This is a genomic window from Streptomyces sp. NPDC006691, from assembly GCF_042869955.1.
Classification (GTDB): Bacteria; Actinomycetota; Actinomycetes; order Streptomycetales; family Streptomycetaceae; genus Streptomyces.
Genome location: NZ_JBIAGW010000002.1, coordinates 1 through 14,887, shown reverse-complemented (window position 1 = coordinate 14,887; position 14,887 = coordinate 1). Strand labels below are relative to the sequence as shown.

The window sequence follows — 14,887 nt, the reverse complement described above, 5'->3', positions numbered from 1 at the left end:
GACCTGCGCCGGAGTTCGATGGTCAGTGGGCTCCGGCACAGTGGTCCAGGAACGTGGACCCTGCCCGGTCAGCCGTCGGCCGGAGCCCTCGGGGCCACCGCGACGCCGGGTGGGACGGCCTTGCCGGTGGCCGCGCCCGCCCGCCCCGCGCCGAGCCCGCGCAGGGTCCAGGAGAACACCGCGCACAGCGCCCCGGCCACCAGCATGACGGCGAACGCGGCGACCGCCCCGTGGTCCTGCGCGAGCCGTCCCGACAGGGCGAGTGCGAGCGCCTGACCGCCGACGACTCCGCTCGTCAGGAACGCCATGGACTCGGCGAGCCGCCCCGCCGGAACGAGCCTCTCCGTCAGCCCGAACACGGTGATCAGATGGGGCGCGTACGCCACCCCGAGCACGGTCACCGTGACGTACAGGCCGAGCAGTGTGTGCACGAACAGGAGCGGCGCACAGAGCACGACGAGCGCCGAGGTGGCGATCCGCCAGCGCGCCGGCAACGAGAGCCGCTCGGGTACGGCGACCATGGCGAGCCCCGCGGCCGCGCTCATCACGCCCATCGCCGCATATACGAGCCCGGTCTGCGAGGGCCGGCCGAGCTCGCCCGTCAGGGCCGTGATGCCGGCCTGGGACGCGCCGAACATGGCGCCCTGGAGCGCCATCGTGACGCGCAGCCCGTAGACCGCGCCGGGCAGCCGGGTACGGGGTGTCCGGGTGCGCTTGGCCGCGGTCACCTGACGGGCCGTCGGGTGGAGTGCGAAGGCCGTGCCGCAGACGGCGAGCAGGGCCGCCGCCGTGAGCAGGGCCGCGGCCGGCCGGGCGAGGGCGGCCGCGAGGCCCACGAGGGCCGGGCCGAGGACGAAGGAGATCTCGTCCAGGGTGCCCTCGAAGGAGAGCGCGCCCGCCACGGTCCGCCCGTCGGCGCCCGCCCGGTGCGCCAGGGCGACGGTCCGGCTCCGGGCGAGCGGCCCCACCTGCGGCACGCTCGCCCCCGCGAGGACGCCGAGCAGGGCGAGCCGGCCGGTCGAGAGGTGGCAGAGCGCGGCGAGCACCAGGCCGGTCACGGCGACGGCGTTCGCCCCCGCCGCCATGAGCACCACGGCCCGCTGGCCGTACCGGTCGGCGGCGCGCCCCAGGAGCGGTCCCGCCACGGTCTGCCCGGCGGCGAGCGCCCCGCCGACGAGCCCGGCCGTCGCCAGGCTGCCGCTGGTCTCGGCGACCAGGAGGACGCTGCCGAGCTGGCACATGGCCGTCGGCAACCGCCCGAGGAAGGAGATCACGGGAAGCAGCGGACCGGTCAGGTGGAGCACGGTGCGATAGGTCTGCAGGGATCCGGCCATCAGGCGAAGCTATCGCGGCCGACCGGGGCATACGCATGGGCCGAAGGCACAGAAGCCGTCCGACGGGGTACGTACGTTCATATGACCCCGCTGACCCAGCCCATCGCGACCTACCGGCTCCAGCTCCAGCCCGGGTTCCCGTTCGCCGCCGCCGAGGGGGCACTGCCCTACATCGCCGGTCTCGGAGTCTCCCACGTCCATCTGTCACCGGTCCTGGAGGCCGTCCCCGGCTCGACGCACGGATACGACGTCACCGACCACGCCAAGGTCCGCGAGGAGCTCGGCGGCGAGTCCGGTCTGCGCCAACTGGCGGCGCGGGCCAGGGAGTTCGGGCTCGGCCTGATCCTCGACATCGTGCCGAACCACATGTCGGCCGCCGCGTCCCACAACCGGCAGCTGTGGGACGTGCTGCGCGCGGGCCCCGCCTCGCCCTACGCCTCGTGGTTCGACATCGACTGGGAAGGGGGCGACGGACGGGTCCTGCTGCCGGTACTCGGCGGACCGCTGGGCGCGGAGCTCGACCGCCTGACGGTGGAGGGCGACGTGCTGTGCCACGGCGAGCAGCGCTTCCCCCTGCGGGAGGGCACGGCGGACCTGCCCATGGCGGAGCTGCTCGACGCGCAGTTCTACCGGCTCGGCTGGTGGCGCCTGGCCAGGACCGAGCTCAACTACCGGCGCTTCTTCACCATCGCGGAACTGATCGGCGTCCGGGTGGAGGACGAGGCCGTCTTCGCCGCGACCCACGCCAAGATCCTGGAGCTGGTCGCCGACGGCGTGGCGGACGGGCTGCGGGTGGACCATCCGGACGGCCTCGCGGACCCGGAGGCGTATCTGCGCCGCCTGAACGAGGCGACGGAGGGCCGCTGGACGGTCGTCGAGAAGATCCTCACCGGCGACGAGCGGCTCCAGGCCGGCTGGGCGGTCGCCGGGACGACCGGGTACGACGCGCTGCGCCACATCGACGGCCTGTTCACCGACCCGGAGGGAACGGCCCAACTCCAGTCCCATTACCGGGAGTTCACCGCGATGAGCGGTGACCGCGGCGGGCGCTGGGAGCCGACGGTGCGGCGCGCCGCCTACCGGGTGCTGAGCCACGAGCTGGTGGCCGAGACCGAGCATCTGGTGCGCCTGGCCGCACGGATCTGCGCGCGCGGCGGGCCCGAGCTGCGCGACCACGCCCCCTGGGCCCTGCGTCTGGCCCTGTGCGAACTCCTGGTCCGGGTCCCGGTCTACCGGCCCTACCGGTTCGGGGCGGAACAGGCGCTTCCGGCGTCGGCGGCCCTGGAGGCGAAGGCCGCCTTCGCGGTCGCGGAGGAATCGGCGGCGGTGGACGTGGTGCGGGATCTGGCGCTCGGCCGGCTCGGCGAGGACGCCGAACGGGCCCGCTTCCGTACCCGGTTCGCGCAGACGGCGTCGGCGCTGCACGCCAAGTCCGTCGAGGACACGGCCTTCTACCGCTACACACCGCTGCTCTCGGTGAACGAGGTGGGCGGCGACCCGGGGCGGCCCTCGGTGGATCCGGCCGAGTTCCACGCGTTCTGCGCCCACCTCGCCCGGGACTGGCCGGCCACCGGGACCGTCCTGTCCACGCACGACACCAAGCGCAGCGCGGAGGTACGGGCCCGGATCGCGGTGCTCTCCGAGTGCCCCGAGCGGTGGGCGGCCCTGCTCGACCGGCTGAGTGAGGGGCTCGGTGCCACGGCGCCCGATCCGCATCTCGCCTGGGTCGCCTGGCAGACCTCGGTCGGGCTCGGCGGCCTGCCGGAGACGGAGCGCCTGGAGGGGGCCCTGCTCAAGGCCGTCCGCGAGGCGGGCCTGCACACCTGCTGGACGGAGCAGGACCCCGGCTACGAGAAAGCGGTGAGCGACTTCGTCGCGGCCGGCCCAGGCGGCCAACTCGCGTCTCACGTGAGGGAGTTCGCCCGGGAGACCGAGACCGCCGCGCGGGCCAACAGTCTCGGCGCCGCGCTGCTGCATCTGACCATGCCGGGCGTGCCGGACCTCTACCAGGGCACGGAAGCCGAGTACGCGGCGCTGGTCGACCCGGACAACCGCCGCCCGGTCCGGTTCGAGACGGCCGCCCTGGCCGAGCCCGGCGACAAGCTGAGGGTGACCCTGGCGGCCCTGCGGCTGCGCCGCGAACTCCCGGCCGTCTTCGGCGAGTCCGGGACCCATCGGGCCCTGGCCGCACGGGGCCCCCGGGACGGGCACTGTGTGGCCTTCAGTCGCTCGGACGAGGTGGTGACGGCGGTGACCCGGCTCTCGCTCCGCCTCGCCGAGGCGGGCGGCTGGGCCGGGACGGAGCTGGTGCTGCCCGATGGCCGGTGGGCCGAAGTCATCGGTGGTGCACGGGAGTTCAGCGGGGCGGTGTCCCTCGACGAGCTGTTCGCCGAGCGTCCGGTGGCCCTGCTCAGGAGGGTCGTACGAGAAGGCGGTGCGGGGCCCGGGTGAGCAGGCCGCTCTCGGCCGGATCGAAGGCGTCGGCCGCGCGCAGCCCCGGCATGGCGGTGAGCAGTGCGTGCACCGCGCACTCCGCCTGGAGTTCGGCGACACGGGCGGCCGGGCAGTCGACGGGCCCGAGGGCGAGGGCGCCGGCGGTGGTGCGGTGCAGGTCGAAGCGGTCGGGGTCGGCGAACCGGTCGGGGTCGCGGTTCGCCGCGCCGACGAGCAGGGCGACGGCCGCCCCGGCCGGCACGGTGCCGCCGGACATGGCGAGGTCACGGGTGGCCCGGCGCAGCACCACGTGGACGGGCGGATTGCGCCGCAGCGACTCCTCCCAGGCCTGCCCGATCAGCGCCGGCACCGCCCGTATGAGCTCCAACTGCTCGGGGTTGGCGAGGAGGTTGGCCATGAGGGAGGCGAGGGCCCGGCCGGTGAGCACCGCCTGGTCGGCGCAGCGCGCGGCGAGCAGGGCGACTCCCGTGCCGCCCCGGCCGCGGCCCAGGTCGGTGGCCGCGGGCGCCTCGGCGCGGCTGCGGGCGGGGGCCGGGCCCGAGCGGCCCATCACGGCCGCGTAGGAGAGGCCGGTCGCGGCGGCGATGGTGCCGGTCGGCAGCCACCGGCAGAACTCCTCGACCAGGTCGGCCTCCTGGCGCCCGGCGAGCCTGCGGGCCAGCACATGGGCGGTGCGGGCACACACTTCGCGCAGCAGCGCGAAAGCGCTCTCGGGCGCCGTGTACTCCTCGGCGCAGCGCACCGTCCCGGGTCCGCAGCAGGGCCCCCGGCGCGGCCCGGCGAGCGCGCTCCCGGCGAGCGCGGGGGCGACATCCGCGTACCGGCTGACCAGCCACGCCTCAAGCCGGGCGTCCCACAGCAGGGGATGTTCCCCGCGCAGGGTCCGGTAGAAGGCGTACGGATCGTGGCGGGCCGCGGCGCCGAGCAGCGAGAGCGCTTCCGGCCGGGTGGTGGGCTCGGGGGCGGTGGCCGCCCCGGGCGGCTGGACGGTCGTCATGGCGCGCCTCCCGGTCGGCGCCCGAGGGGCGCGGTCGCGGCCCCGCGGTGGTGCACGCCCGCCGGGTCCGGTGACTGTCTCAGCGGACCACTTCGACCGGGCCGTCGCGATCGGCGTTCGGCCGTACGGGTGAGAGCCCGCGGCTGCCGTACGGGGCCGACCGGCGCAGCAGCTCGGTGAAGGCGGCCGCGACACCGGCGAGCTCGACCCGCGAGAACACGGTGAGCGGCCGCCTCCACGAGGAGTCGACGGGGAGCAGCACACAGTCCTCGCCGATCCCTCCGCGCACGGCGTGCGTGGGCACCGCGACCACGCCGACGCCGGCCGCGGCCATCCGCACCGCCGTCGAGGTGTGCTCGGTGCGCACCACGGTGCGCGGGGTGAAGCCGGCCCCTTCGCAGACCAGGTCGAGCCAGGGCCGTCCGTCGACTACGGGTTCCATGGCGCACCGCACCCAGGCGTGGTCCGCGAACTCTTCGAGCCGTACCGAGGTGCGGTGGGCCAGCGGGTCGTCGAAGGCGACGACGAGCGCGATCTCCTCCTCGCCGACCGGCACGACGGGCCCGGCCCAGTCCTTCGGCGGTGGCCCGACAGCCAGGTCCGCGGCCCCGCGCTCCACCGCCTCCTGGAGCGCCTCGGGGCTGGCGTGCTCGTGCAGCAGCAGCCTCACTCCCGGATGGGCGCGCTGCCAGCGGGCGAACACCTCGGGCAGCACGCCGACGGCGACCGCGTGCACGGCCGCGATGTGCAGTTCGCCGCCCTCGGCACCGGCGGCCGCCCGGGCCGCGCGCCCGGCCTGGAAGGCGCTGCGCACCGCGAGCCGGGCGTGCGGCAGATAGGCGCGGCCCATGGGGGTGAGCCGCACGCCGCGCGGCAGCCGTTCCAGGAGCGCACCCCCGACCGTCCTCTCCAACGCCTTGATCTGGTGCGAGAGCGCGGGCTGGGTGACGTGCAGGAGCTCGGCGGCCCGGGTGAAGGACGACTCCTCGACGACCGTGACGAAGTACTCCATCTGTCGCAGGCTCATGCCCCGCCCCTTTTCTCCACCGGCTCGTGCGTCTCGCGCGCAGCACAACCCTCCCGCGCGCCATAAGCATGGTGCATCGAACCCACAAGAACATTGCCTTGGACTCATGGCAGGGCCCGGGCAGAGGCTTGCCCCATGGACAACGCGAACAGCACGCCCCACGCGACCGGCACGAACGCGGCGCAGGCCGGCGCCCCGGCCGCCCCCGTGACCGAAGACCCGGCAGCCGGGCCCACCGAAGCCGATGTGATCGTCATCGGCGGTGGCACCGGCGGCTATTCCACCGCCCTGCGCGCCGCCGCGCTCGGCCTCACCGTGGTGCTCGCCGAGCGCGACAAGGTCGGCGGCACCTGTCTGCACCGGGGCTGCATCCCCAGCAAGGCGATGCTGCACGCCGCCGAACTGGTCGACGGGATCGCCGAGGCGCGGGAGCGGTGGGGGGTGAAGGCACAGGTGGACTCGATCGACTGGCAGGCCCTGGTGGCGACCCGCGACGACATCGTCTCCCGCAACCACAAGGGCGTGGTGGGCCATCTCTCGCACGCCCGGGTCCAAGTGGTGCGCGGCAGCGCCCGGTTGACCGGTGCGCGCGGCGTCTTCGTGTCGGGCCACGGGAACTTCGTGGCCCGCCGTGGCATCGTGCTCGCCACCGGTTCGCGGCCCCGGATGCTGCCGGGTCTCGAAGCGGACGGCCGGCGCGTGGTCACCAGCGACGACGCGCTGTTCGCCCCCGGGTTCCCGCGATCCGTGCTGGTGCTCGGCGGCGGCGCGATCGGCGTCGAGTACGCCTCGTTCCACCGGTCGATGGGCGCCGAGGTCACCCTCGTCGAGGCCGCAGACCGGCTGGTGCCCCTCGAAGACGCCGATGTCGGCCGCCACTTGACGCGGGGACTCAAGAAGCGCGGCATCGACGTCCAGACCGGGGCGCGCTTCCTGGCGGCGGACGTACTGGCGGACGGGGTGCGTGCCTCGGTGCGTACCGCGCGTGGCGAGGTCCGCACGGTCGAGGCCGAGCGGCTCTTGGTCGCGGTGGGCCGCGCCCCGGTCACCGACGGCCTCGGCCTGGCGGCGGCCGGGCTCGCGGCCGACGAGCGGGGCTTCGTCGCGCCGGCCGACTGGTCCCGCCTGGAGACGGCGGTCCCCGGCATCCACGTGGTGGGCGATCTGCTGCCGCCCCCCTCCCCCGGTCTGGCCCACGCCTCCTTCGCGGAAGGCCTGTTGGTGGCGGAGACGCTGGCCGGCGTCGCCTCGCCGCCCGTCGACTACCGCGCGGTGCCCCGGGTCACGTACTCCTCGCCGCAGACCGCGTCGGTGGGCCTGACCGAGGCCGAGGCCCGGAACGGCGGACATGACGTGGTGGTCAACACCATGCCGCTGACGGCCGTCGCCAAGGGCATGGTGCACGGGCAGGGCGGCGTGGTGAAGGTGGTCGCCGAGCGGGAGGGGCAGGTGCTCGGCGTCCATCTCGTCGGCCCGAACGTGTCCGAGATGATCGCCGAGAGCCAGCTGATCGTCGGCTGGGACGCCGAACCGTCCGACGTGGCCCACCACGTCCACGCCCACCCGACCCTGTCGGAGGCCGTCGGTGAAACCTTCCTCACGCTGGCGGGGCGTGGCCTGCACCAACAGTGAGCACCCTCAACCTCCGCCCGGCGATGGCCGGTAGGCCCGCCGAAGGACCGTCCTCAGTGGTTGGCGAGCCGGAAGGCCATCCGGCCGAAGCTGACCTGGTCGCCGTCGGCCACGGCGACGACACCCGTCACCCGGCGCCCGTTGACACACGTCCCGTTGGTGGAACCGAGGTCGCGCAGCTGCCAGGTCCCGGCCTGGAAGAGCAGTTCGGCGTGCACCCGTGACACCGTCTCGTGGCTCAGGCGCAGCCCGTTGACCGGGTCGCGCCCGATCCGCAGCGGGTACGGCCCCGGCGCGGGGAAGAGGAGCTTGGGCAGCCGCTCGCTCTGCCACGCCCGGCGCAGCGACACGGAGAACTCCGACGCCCTGCTGACGGCGCCGAAGACGGCCCTGGTCCACCGGTTGCCGCCCTGCTCCAAGTCGGCTGTGAGCACGATCAGTTCGTCCGGGCGACGGGCGGCCAGAGCCAGTTCCATGCGCCGCAGGAACGTGTCGTGGGAGAGCTTGCCCTCGGCGGCGCCCTCGCGCAGGACGTCCAGCGCCCGGTCGCGCTCCGCGTCGGAGAGCCGCGCGGGCGCCGAGGACGTCTGGGATTCGAAGGAGGGCGTCACAGGGACGATTGTCCTTCCCCGGGGCCGGACGTGTCCAGCAGCGGGCCGCCCTCCCCCGGAGACCACCGCCCCCTCCGGCACCCCACCACTGACCTGCGACGCAGCGGCACCGGTCACCACCGAATCCACTTGCCCCGCCGCCCACCTGCACTGTTAGGGTCCCCCGACTCGTATCACCTTCCGGGGGACCCTCTCTTGACGAACGATGCGTCGGACACCGTCTGCCGTCCGCTCGCCGGGCCCGAGGAACTCGGGCTCTTCCAGCAGCTCTCCTATGTGCTCGACCACGAGGTCGAGGACGATCTGACGGCCGGCCGCCGCATTCCGCAGTGGATGTGGGTGGCCCTGCGCGGCGACCGCGTCCTCGCCCGCGTCTCCTGGTGGACGGGCCAGAAGGGCGAGGCGCCGGAGGCCCTCGACTTCCTCGACGTGGACGATGCGCTGCCCGCGGCCGAGCGCCACGAGATCGGCCTGCGCCTCCTGGAGACCGCGACCGCCGCCGTGGTGCCCACCGGCACCGAGCGCCCCGAGTACGGCCGCTTCCTGCCCGGCGACTGGCGCGAGGACCCCGCCGCCCGGGAGGTCGTCGAGACCCGGCTGAACATCGTGGCCGCCTCGGGCGCGACCCCGCTCGTCGAGCGGCTGCGCCTGGAGTGGCGGCCGGGCACGCCGCTCCCGGACGCCTCCACCCGGCTCACGTTCCGCCCGGCCACCGACCGCGAGGAACTCCTCTCCCTGATGGCCCTCGTCGTGGAGGGCTCGCTCGACGAGCACACCCGGGCGGAACTGCTCACCATGACCCCGCGCGCGTCGGCGGAGCTCATGTACGAGGAGGAGTTCGAGCGGTACCGCACGCCGCGTGCGTGGTGGCGGATCGCCGAGCTGAAGGAGAGCGGCGAGCCCGTGGGCTTCGTGATCCCGGCCCGCAACAGCTACAACCCGATCATCGCCTACATCGGGGTGCTGCCCGCCCACCGCGGCCACGGCTACATCGACGACATCCTCGCCGAGGGGACGCGCGTCCTGGCCGAACAGGACGTGCCGCGCATCCGCGCCGCCACCGACCTGCCCAATGTGCCGATGGCCGCGGCGTTCGCCCGTGCGGGCTACGTCGTCTTCGAGCGCGCGATCAACATGGTCTGGAAGTAGTCGCGAATGGCGCGCATGTCCCCCTCGTCTGTCGCACCATGGTCACAACCGGCCACGACAGGGGGACACGCCAGTGCTGTTCGAAGTGTGGGCACCGCATGCCGACCGGATCTCCCTCCTCCTGGAGGGCGCGACCTATCCCATGCGCCGCCATCCCGTACGCGCGGGCTGGTGGCTGACCGAGGCCGAGGGCCACGCCGGCGACCGGTACGGATACGTCCTGGACGACGGCCCCGTCCTGCCGGACCCCCGCTCGCGCCGCCAGCCCGACGGGCCGGACGGCCTGAGCGCCGTCGTCGTCCACGAGGAGTACGCCTGGCAGCGGCCGTGGGAGGGCCGCGCGCTGCAACGGGCCGTCCTGTACGAGCTGCACATCGGCACCTTCACCACCGAGGGAACCCTGGACGCGGCCGTCCAACGGCTGCCCCATCTGGCCGAGTTGGGGATCACCCACATCGAGCTGATGCCGGTGTGCCCGTTCCCGGGGCAGCACGGCTGGGGGTACGAGGGCGTGTCGCTCTGGGCCGTGCACGAGCCCTACGGCGGGCCCGACGCGCTGAAGCGGTTCGTCGACGCGGCGCACGCCCAGGGCCTCGGCGTCGTCCTGGACGTGGTGCACAACCACTTGGGCCCGTCCGGCAACTACCTGCCCGCCTTCGGCCCGTACTTCACGGACACCCACCACACCCCCTGGGGCGCGGCCGTCAATCTGGACGCGCCCGGCTCCGACGAGGTCCGCGCCTTCCTCCTGGAGAGCGCGCTGGCCTGGCTGCGCGACTACCGCCTGGACGGACTGCGCCTGGACGCGGTGCACGCACTGGCCGACACCCGCGCGTACCCCTTCCTGGAAGAGCTCTCGACGGCCGTGGACGTGCTCGCCGCGGAACTCGGCCGGCCGCTCTTCCTCGTCGCCGAGTCCGACAGCTGCGACCCGCGCACCACCGCGCCGCGCGCGGAGGGCGGCCTCGGCCTGCACGCCCAGTGGAACGACGACTTCCACCATGCCCTGCACACCGCCCTCACCGGCGAATCCCAGGGCTACTACGCCGACTTCGCCCGGGCCCCGCTCGCCGCGCTCGCCAAGACCCTCACCCGGGTGTTCTTCCACGACGGCACGTATTCGAGCTTCCGCGGCCGCACCCACGGCCGCCCCGTCGACCGCTCCCGCACCCCCGCCCACCGCTTCTTCGGCTACGCCCAGACACACGACCAGATCGGCAACCGCGCCCAGGGCGACCGCCTCTCGGCCGCCCTCTCGCCCGGCCTGCTCGCCTGCGCCGCCGCGCTGACGCTGACGAGTCCGTTCCCGCCGATGCTGTTCATGGGCGAGGAGTGGGGCGCCCGCACCCCCTGGCAGTTCTTCACCGACCACACCGATCCCGACCTCGCCCGAGCCGTACGGGAGGGCAGGCGGCGGGAGTTCACCTCCCACGGCTGGTCCGCCGAGGACATTCCCGACCCGCAGGACCCGGCCACCCGGCAGCGCTCCTGCCTGGACTGGTCGGAGCCCGCGGCCGAGCCGCACGCGCGGCTGCTCGCCTGGTACCGCGAACTGATCGCCCTGCGCAGCGACCGGCCCGACCTGACGGACCCCGACCTCGCGGCCGTCAAGGTCGCCCACGACGAGGAGGCCCGCTGGCTCACCTACCGGCGCGGCGACCTGCGGGTGGTGGTCAACCTCGGCAAGGAGCCGGTCAGGATCAAGCTCGGGGGCGGCGGCCGGATCCTGGCCGCCTGGGAGCCGATCGAGGCACCGGGCGCGGACGGGCTCGTCCTGATGCCGCCGGAGTCCTGCGCGGTCCTCGGACGCTAGGACCGCGGGGACGCCGGACATGGCGCGCCCCTGGACGCCGCTGCCGGCCACCCCTCAACAGCCGCGCCCCAGGAGGCAGTTGCTCGCTGCGCACGATCTACGCGACTTACTCGAACTACTCGAACTACTCGACGATGGCCATGGCACGGTCGGTGTTGTTCAGACGCCGGCCGCCGTCCTCCGTCACGGTGACGATGTCCTCGATGCGGACGCCGAACCGGCCGGGCAGATAGATGCCCGGCTCGATCGAGAAGCACATCCCGGGCACCAGCGGGCGCTCCTCCCCCTCGATCATGTACGGCGGCTCGTGGGTGGTCACCCCGATGCCGTGACCGGTGCGGTGGATGAAGTACTCGCCGTATCCGGCGTCCGCGATCACCGCCCGCGAGGCCCGGTCGATGTCCTGGCAGGCCACGCCCGGCCGCACCGCGTCGAAGCCGGCCTGCTGGGCCTCGCGCACCACGTCGTGCACGCGCTGCTCCTCGGCGCTGGGCTCGCCGACGTGGACGGTACGGGTGGTGTCGGAGCCGTAGCCGTGCTTGAGTCCCCCGAAGTCGAGCACCACCATGTCGCCCCGCTCGATCGTGCGGTCCCCGGCCTCGTGGTGCGGGTTGGCCCCGTTGGGCCCCGAACCCACGACGGTGAAGTCCACTTGTGAATGGCCGTACTTGAGGAGCAGACCGGCCAGATCCGCCGCGACCTCCGTCTCCTTCCGCCCCGCGAAGCGCACCTTCACGATCTCGCCGTACGCCTCGTCCGCCGCCGCGCCCGCCGCGGCCAGGCGGGCCAGCTCGGGCTCGTCCTTGACGGCCCGGAGCATGGGAAGCGCCTCGGTGAGCGACACGTACGAGGTACCGGGCAACTCCTTCTGCAACCCGAGCAGATGCATCGCCCAGGCGTTGTCGCTGACCCCGAAGCGGCCGTCGACGTCGAGGAGCGGGGCCGTCACGGTGTAGGGGTCCTTGCCGTCGGTCCAGTCCCGCAACGTCAGCGCGGCGGAACCGGGAGCGTGCTCGGCGTCGGGTGCCTCCAGGGTCGGCACGACCAGGACCGGCTCCTGCCCGGCGGCGAGCACCAGGACGGTGAGCCGCTCGGTGATCGCGGTCGGCCGGTAGCCGGTGAGGTACACGAGGTCGGGACCCGGCGCGACGAGCACGCCGGCTAGCCCGGCGTCGGCGGCGGACTCGGCGGCGCGGGCCATCCGGGCCCGGTAGTCGTCGGCGGTGAAGGGTGCGGGGGCAGGCGTCGTCGGCATGGGCTCATCCTGCCCGCACGCCCGAGGGCGCGCGAGTGGATGGGCGCCTCGATCCGCGAGCCGCCCGCCTCCCGATCAGACGCGCGCCCGCACCGTCACGCCCGGCATCACGTACGGCACCCCCATCGACGGCACCATCGACGTCACCATCGGAATCAAGATCGCCGTCACAGTCCGTCCGTCTCGTCGTCCACGAGCTTCTCCAGCAACTCGCCGAAGTCGTCGCCCACGACGATCCGCAGACCGTCCCCGTCCCGGTCGCTGAGCTGGGTCAGGGTGCCGCCGCGCCACCAGTAGACGTACGGGCTGATCGACCCGGGCGTGTCCTCGTAGCCGGAGGCCGCGAACGAGGCCATGGCATTGAGCGCGAGGACCATCCCGGAGTCCCGGATGACGTGGAAGGCGAGCTGATGCCGGAACGGCATCGCCACCAGGGCGCCTTCGGGCGGCAGCTCGCGCCCGGTCACCTGGCGGACGACGGCCTCCAGGGCGAGCACCCGGCTCGCCGTGTAGAACGAGTCGCCGACGACGATGTCGAAGCGCGTCCCGTCGTCGCCCTTGACCGTCTCATGTCCCTCCACGGGCAGCTCCCGCAGATTGCGCAGGGCCTGTTCGCGCAGCTCGGGCACCTTGCCGAGGGGTTCGAGCGCCTCGTCGGTGAGCATCATGACGCTCTCCGGAAGGTCGAGCGCGAGGATCTCGTACAGGCCGGGCGCGACGCTGCGCGCGTAGCCGAAGCTCTGCGGATCGAGTCCCTCACCGCTGATCACCCGCGGGTAGAGCTGGGCCCGGATCTGCTCGGGCGCCATCGTGTCGAGCGCGGAGGGCGCGTCCATGGTGCGCAGCACCATCCCGACGTGTCTGCGAATCAGTTCCGGCCAGACGCGCGGCCCCCGGGGCTCGTTGTGACAGACGGCCGCGAGGTTGCCGAGCCCGAACCGACGGCCGCCGCTGTCCTTCACCGAATCCGCGTAGACGGTGACCTCCAGGCCCAGCTCGGCGAAGGCCTCCCTGACCACGGCACGAAATCGGGCGCCCTCGTCGTTCGAGAAGAAGCCGAACTCGGGGTCCCTCGGGGCGTCGCTCGCGTCCCGCTTGGGCCCTCGTCGGAATATCCCCACGTCTGCTGCCTTCCCCTCGCACGGTCGCCAGAGCTGCGAGCCTACCCAGTGAGCGCGCCGGTGATGACAAGGTCCGCCCGCGCGCGTCCGGCGGCCACCAGTGCCGCGTTGACCTCGTCGGACTCGTCGACCCAGCGCTCCGCGTACGGCCGGGGCTTCCCGTGCCGCACATGGCGTTCGACGAGCCTGCGCACCCGCTCGCCGTCGGCGAGCTGGAGGTACCAGATCTCGTCGACGAGATCCCTGACCTGCGCCCAGGGACCTTCGTCGTGGAGCAGGTAGTTCCCTTCGGTCACCACGAGCGGCACCTCCGCGTCGACGGGGATGCTTCCGGCCAGCGCCTCCTCCAGGGACCGGTCGAAGTCGGGCGCGTAGACGACCGTGCCGGGCTCGGGCGAGCGCAGCCGCGTGAGGAGCGCGGCATACCCGGCGGCGTCGAAGGTGTCGGGTGCGCCCTTGCGTTCGGTACGCCCCAGTCGGCGCAGCTCACTGTTGGCGAGGTGGAACCCGTCCATGGGCACGAGGACGGCCTCGCCGCCGAGCCGTGCCACCAACTCCCCTGCCAGCGTGGACTTCCCCGCACCGGGCGGCCCGGCGATGCCGAGGATACGGCGGCGGCCGGGCACGACGAGGCTGCGGGCACGCCCGACGAGCCGGTCAAGGTCGAGATCCATACCCGCCATTCTTCCACCGGCGGACTCGACCATACGTGGTACGTATAACCTTTGCCTCATGCCGCACATCGCACTGATCACGCTCGTCGTGCGCGACTACGACGAGGCCATTGATTTCTACACCCGGGCGCTCGGTTTCGAACTGGCCGAGGACACGGACCGGGGGGACGGATCGCGCCGGGTGGTGGTACGCCCGCCCGGCACCGCGAGCGGGGCGGTCGCACTGCTCCTGGCCCGCGCGAAGGACGAGGCCCAACTGGCCAGCGTGGGAGCACAGACCGGCGGCCGGGTCGGGTTCTTCCTGCACACCGAGGACTTCACGGGCGACCACGCACGCATGCTGGCGGCCGGCGTCCGCTTCCTGGAGCAGCCGCGGCACGAGCCGTACGGCTCGGTGGCGGTGTTCGAGGACCTGTACGGGAACCGCTGGGATCTCCTGGAGCCGGCGTAGACCCCAGCACTCCCGGGCCCACCCCTTCCCTCAGACCCTGAGATGCTAGGGAACGCGAAAAAGCCCCGCATCAGATCCGTATTTCTACAGACCATGATGCGGGGCTTTTCCCAAAAATTGTTCGGCGGCGTCCTACTCTCCCACAGGGTCCCCCCTGCAGTACCATCGGCGCTGAAAGGCTTAGCTTCCGGGTTCGGAATGTAACCGGGCGTTTCCCTAACGCTATGACCACCGAAACACTATGAAGTTGAACTCAACCGGACATGGGAGTTCATTGCTTCAGAACAAACACAGTGGACGCGAGCAACTGAGGACAAGCCCTCGGCCTATTAGTACCAGTCAGCTCCACCCGTTACCGGGCTTCCACAT

12 protein-coding genes and 1 rRNA gene are annotated in these 14,887 nt (G+C 73.1%); 5 read left to right on the top strand and 8 right to left on the bottom strand.

The genetic code is table 11. The features are described from left to right. Positions 1–68: 68 nt before the first annotated feature. A complete protein-coding gene (locus ACFYNP_RS03625; RefSeq protein ID WP_388782278.1) occupies positions 69–1,334 on the bottom strand; it encodes an MFS transporter in 1,266 nt (421 codons plus the stop codon). A gap of 81 nt (positions 1,335–1,415) precedes the next feature. Between ACFYNP_RS03625 and treY the strand changes: the two genes are divergently transcribed. After that, complete coding sequence (treY, locus tag ACFYNP_RS03620) at positions 1,416–3,785, top strand: malto-oligosyltrehalose synthase (protein WP_388782276.1); 2,370 nt, start codon at positions 1,416–1,418, stop codon at positions 3,783–3,785. Here the strand turns inward: treY and ACFYNP_RS03615 are convergent. Both ACFYNP_RS03615 and ACFYNP_RS03610 read right to left on the bottom strand, forming a co-directional pair. Beyond that, positions 3,745–4,785, bottom strand: coding sequence for a cytochrome P450 (locus ACFYNP_RS03615; protein ID WP_388782273.1), 1,041 nt, complete (start codon positions 4,783–4,785; stop codon positions 3,745–3,747). The two genes, treY and ACFYNP_RS03615, sit on opposite strands and share 41 nt — an antisense overlap. 79 nt (positions 4,786–4,864) lie before the next feature. Beyond that, positions 4,865–5,812: a LysR family transcriptional regulator gene (locus ACFYNP_RS03610; protein WP_388782271.1), complete on the bottom strand. Its 948-nt coding sequence runs from the start codon at positions 5,810–5,812 to the stop codon at positions 4,865–4,867. A 135-nt stretch (positions 5,813–5,947) separates the two neighbouring features. Between ACFYNP_RS03610 and lpdA the strand changes: the two genes are divergently transcribed. Continuing rightward, positions 5,948–7,444, top strand: a complete 1,497-nt coding sequence (gene lpdA, locus ACFYNP_RS03605) for a dihydrolipoyl dehydrogenase (RefSeq protein WP_388782268.1) — start codon at positions 5,948–5,950, stop codon at positions 7,442–7,444. Positions 7,445–7,497: 53 nt separating this feature from the next. On the opposite strand, the gene ACFYNP_RS03600 is transcribed toward lpdA, so the two are convergent. Beyond that, positions 7,498–8,055, bottom strand: coding sequence for a DUF1707 and FHA domain-containing protein (locus tag ACFYNP_RS03600; RefSeq protein WP_388782265.1), 558 nt, complete (start codon positions 8,053–8,055; stop codon positions 7,498–7,500). Between the two features lie 195 nt (positions 8,056–8,250). Here ACFYNP_RS03600 and ACFYNP_RS03595 point away from each other — a divergent pair, with 195 nt between their 5' ends. Both ACFYNP_RS03595 and treZ read left to right on the top strand, forming a co-directional pair. After that, the gene (locus ACFYNP_RS03595) at positions 8,251–9,204 is read left to right on the top strand and encodes a GNAT family N-acetyltransferase (RefSeq protein WP_388782262.1); all 954 of its coding nucleotides are present in this window, start codon (positions 8,251–8,253) and stop codon (positions 9,202–9,204) included. Positions 9,205–9,277: 73 nt separating this feature from the next. Continuing rightward, positions 9,278–11,017 (top strand): malto-oligosyltrehalose trehalohydrolase, encoded by a 1,740-nt coding sequence (treZ, locus tag ACFYNP_RS03590; RefSeq protein ID WP_388782259.1) that lies wholly within the window; start codon positions 9,278–9,280, stop codon positions 11,015–11,017. Positions 11,018–11,141: 124 nt separating this feature from the next. Here the strand turns inward: treZ and ACFYNP_RS03585 are convergent, their stop codons facing one another. The 3 genes from ACFYNP_RS03585 to ACFYNP_RS03575 form a co-directional block, all read right to left on the bottom strand. Next, on the bottom strand, positions 11,142–12,272 hold the full coding sequence (locus ACFYNP_RS03585; RefSeq protein WP_388782256.1) for an aminopeptidase P family protein: 1,131 nt from the start codon (positions 12,270–12,272) through the stop codon (positions 11,142–11,144). A gap of 167 nt (positions 12,273–12,439) precedes the next feature. Continuing rightward, positions 12,440–13,393 (bottom strand): hypothetical protein, encoded by a 954-nt coding sequence (locus tag ACFYNP_RS03580; protein ID WP_388403299.1) that lies wholly within the window; start codon positions 13,391–13,393, stop codon positions 12,440–12,442. Positions 13,394–13,434: 41 nt separating this feature from the next. Continuing rightward, positions 13,435–14,067, bottom strand: coding sequence for a nucleoside/nucleotide kinase family protein (locus ACFYNP_RS03575; RefSeq protein WP_388403296.1), 633 nt, complete (start codon positions 14,065–14,067; stop codon positions 13,435–13,437). Positions 14,068–14,125: 58 nt separating this feature from the next. On the opposite strand from ACFYNP_RS03575, the gene ACFYNP_RS03570 reads away from it, so the two are divergent. Next, positions 14,126–14,518 (top strand): VOC family protein, encoded by a 393-nt coding sequence (locus tag ACFYNP_RS03570; RefSeq protein ID WP_388782253.1) that lies wholly within the window; start codon positions 14,126–14,128, stop codon positions 14,516–14,518. Positions 14,519–14,637: 119 nt separating this feature from the next. On the opposite strand, the gene rrf is transcribed toward ACFYNP_RS03570, so the two are convergent. Beyond that, a 5S ribosomal RNA gene (rrf, locus tag ACFYNP_RS03565) occupies positions 14,638–14,754 on the bottom strand. Positions 14,755–14,887 lie beyond the last annotated feature (133 nt).

Excerpts from the sequence above, each read along its gene's own strand:
- ACFYNP_RS03575 (WP_388403296.1), bottom strand. The coding sequence starts at position 14,067 with ATGGATCTCGACCTTGACCGGCTCGTCGGGCGTGCCCGCAGCCTCGTC.
- ACFYNP_RS03610 (WP_388782271.1), bottom strand. The coding sequence starts at position 5,812 with ATGAGCCTGCGACAGATGGAGTACTTCGTCACGGTCGTCGAGGAGTCG.
- lpdA (WP_388782268.1), top strand. The coding sequence starts at position 5,948 with ATGGACAACGCGAACAGCACGCCCCACGCGACCGGCACGAACGCGGCG.
- ACFYNP_RS03585 (WP_388782256.1), bottom strand. The coding sequence starts at position 12,272 with ATGCCGACGACGCCTGCCCCCGCACCCTTCACCGCCGACGACTACCGG.
- ACFYNP_RS03625 (WP_388782278.1), bottom strand. The coding sequence starts at position 1,334 with ATGGCCGGATCCCTGCAGACCTATCGCACCGTGCTCCACCTGACCGGT.
- treY (WP_388782276.1), top strand. The coding sequence starts at position 1,416 with ATGACCCCGCTGACCCAGCCCATCGCGACCTACCGGCTCCAGCTCCAG.
- ACFYNP_RS03615 (WP_388782273.1), bottom strand. The coding sequence starts at position 4,785 with ATGACGACCGTCCAGCCGCCCGGGGCGGCCACCGCCCCCGAGCCCACC.
- ACFYNP_RS03570 (WP_388782253.1), top strand. The coding sequence starts at position 14,126 with ATGCCGCACATCGCACTGATCACGCTCGTCGTGCGCGACTACGACGAG.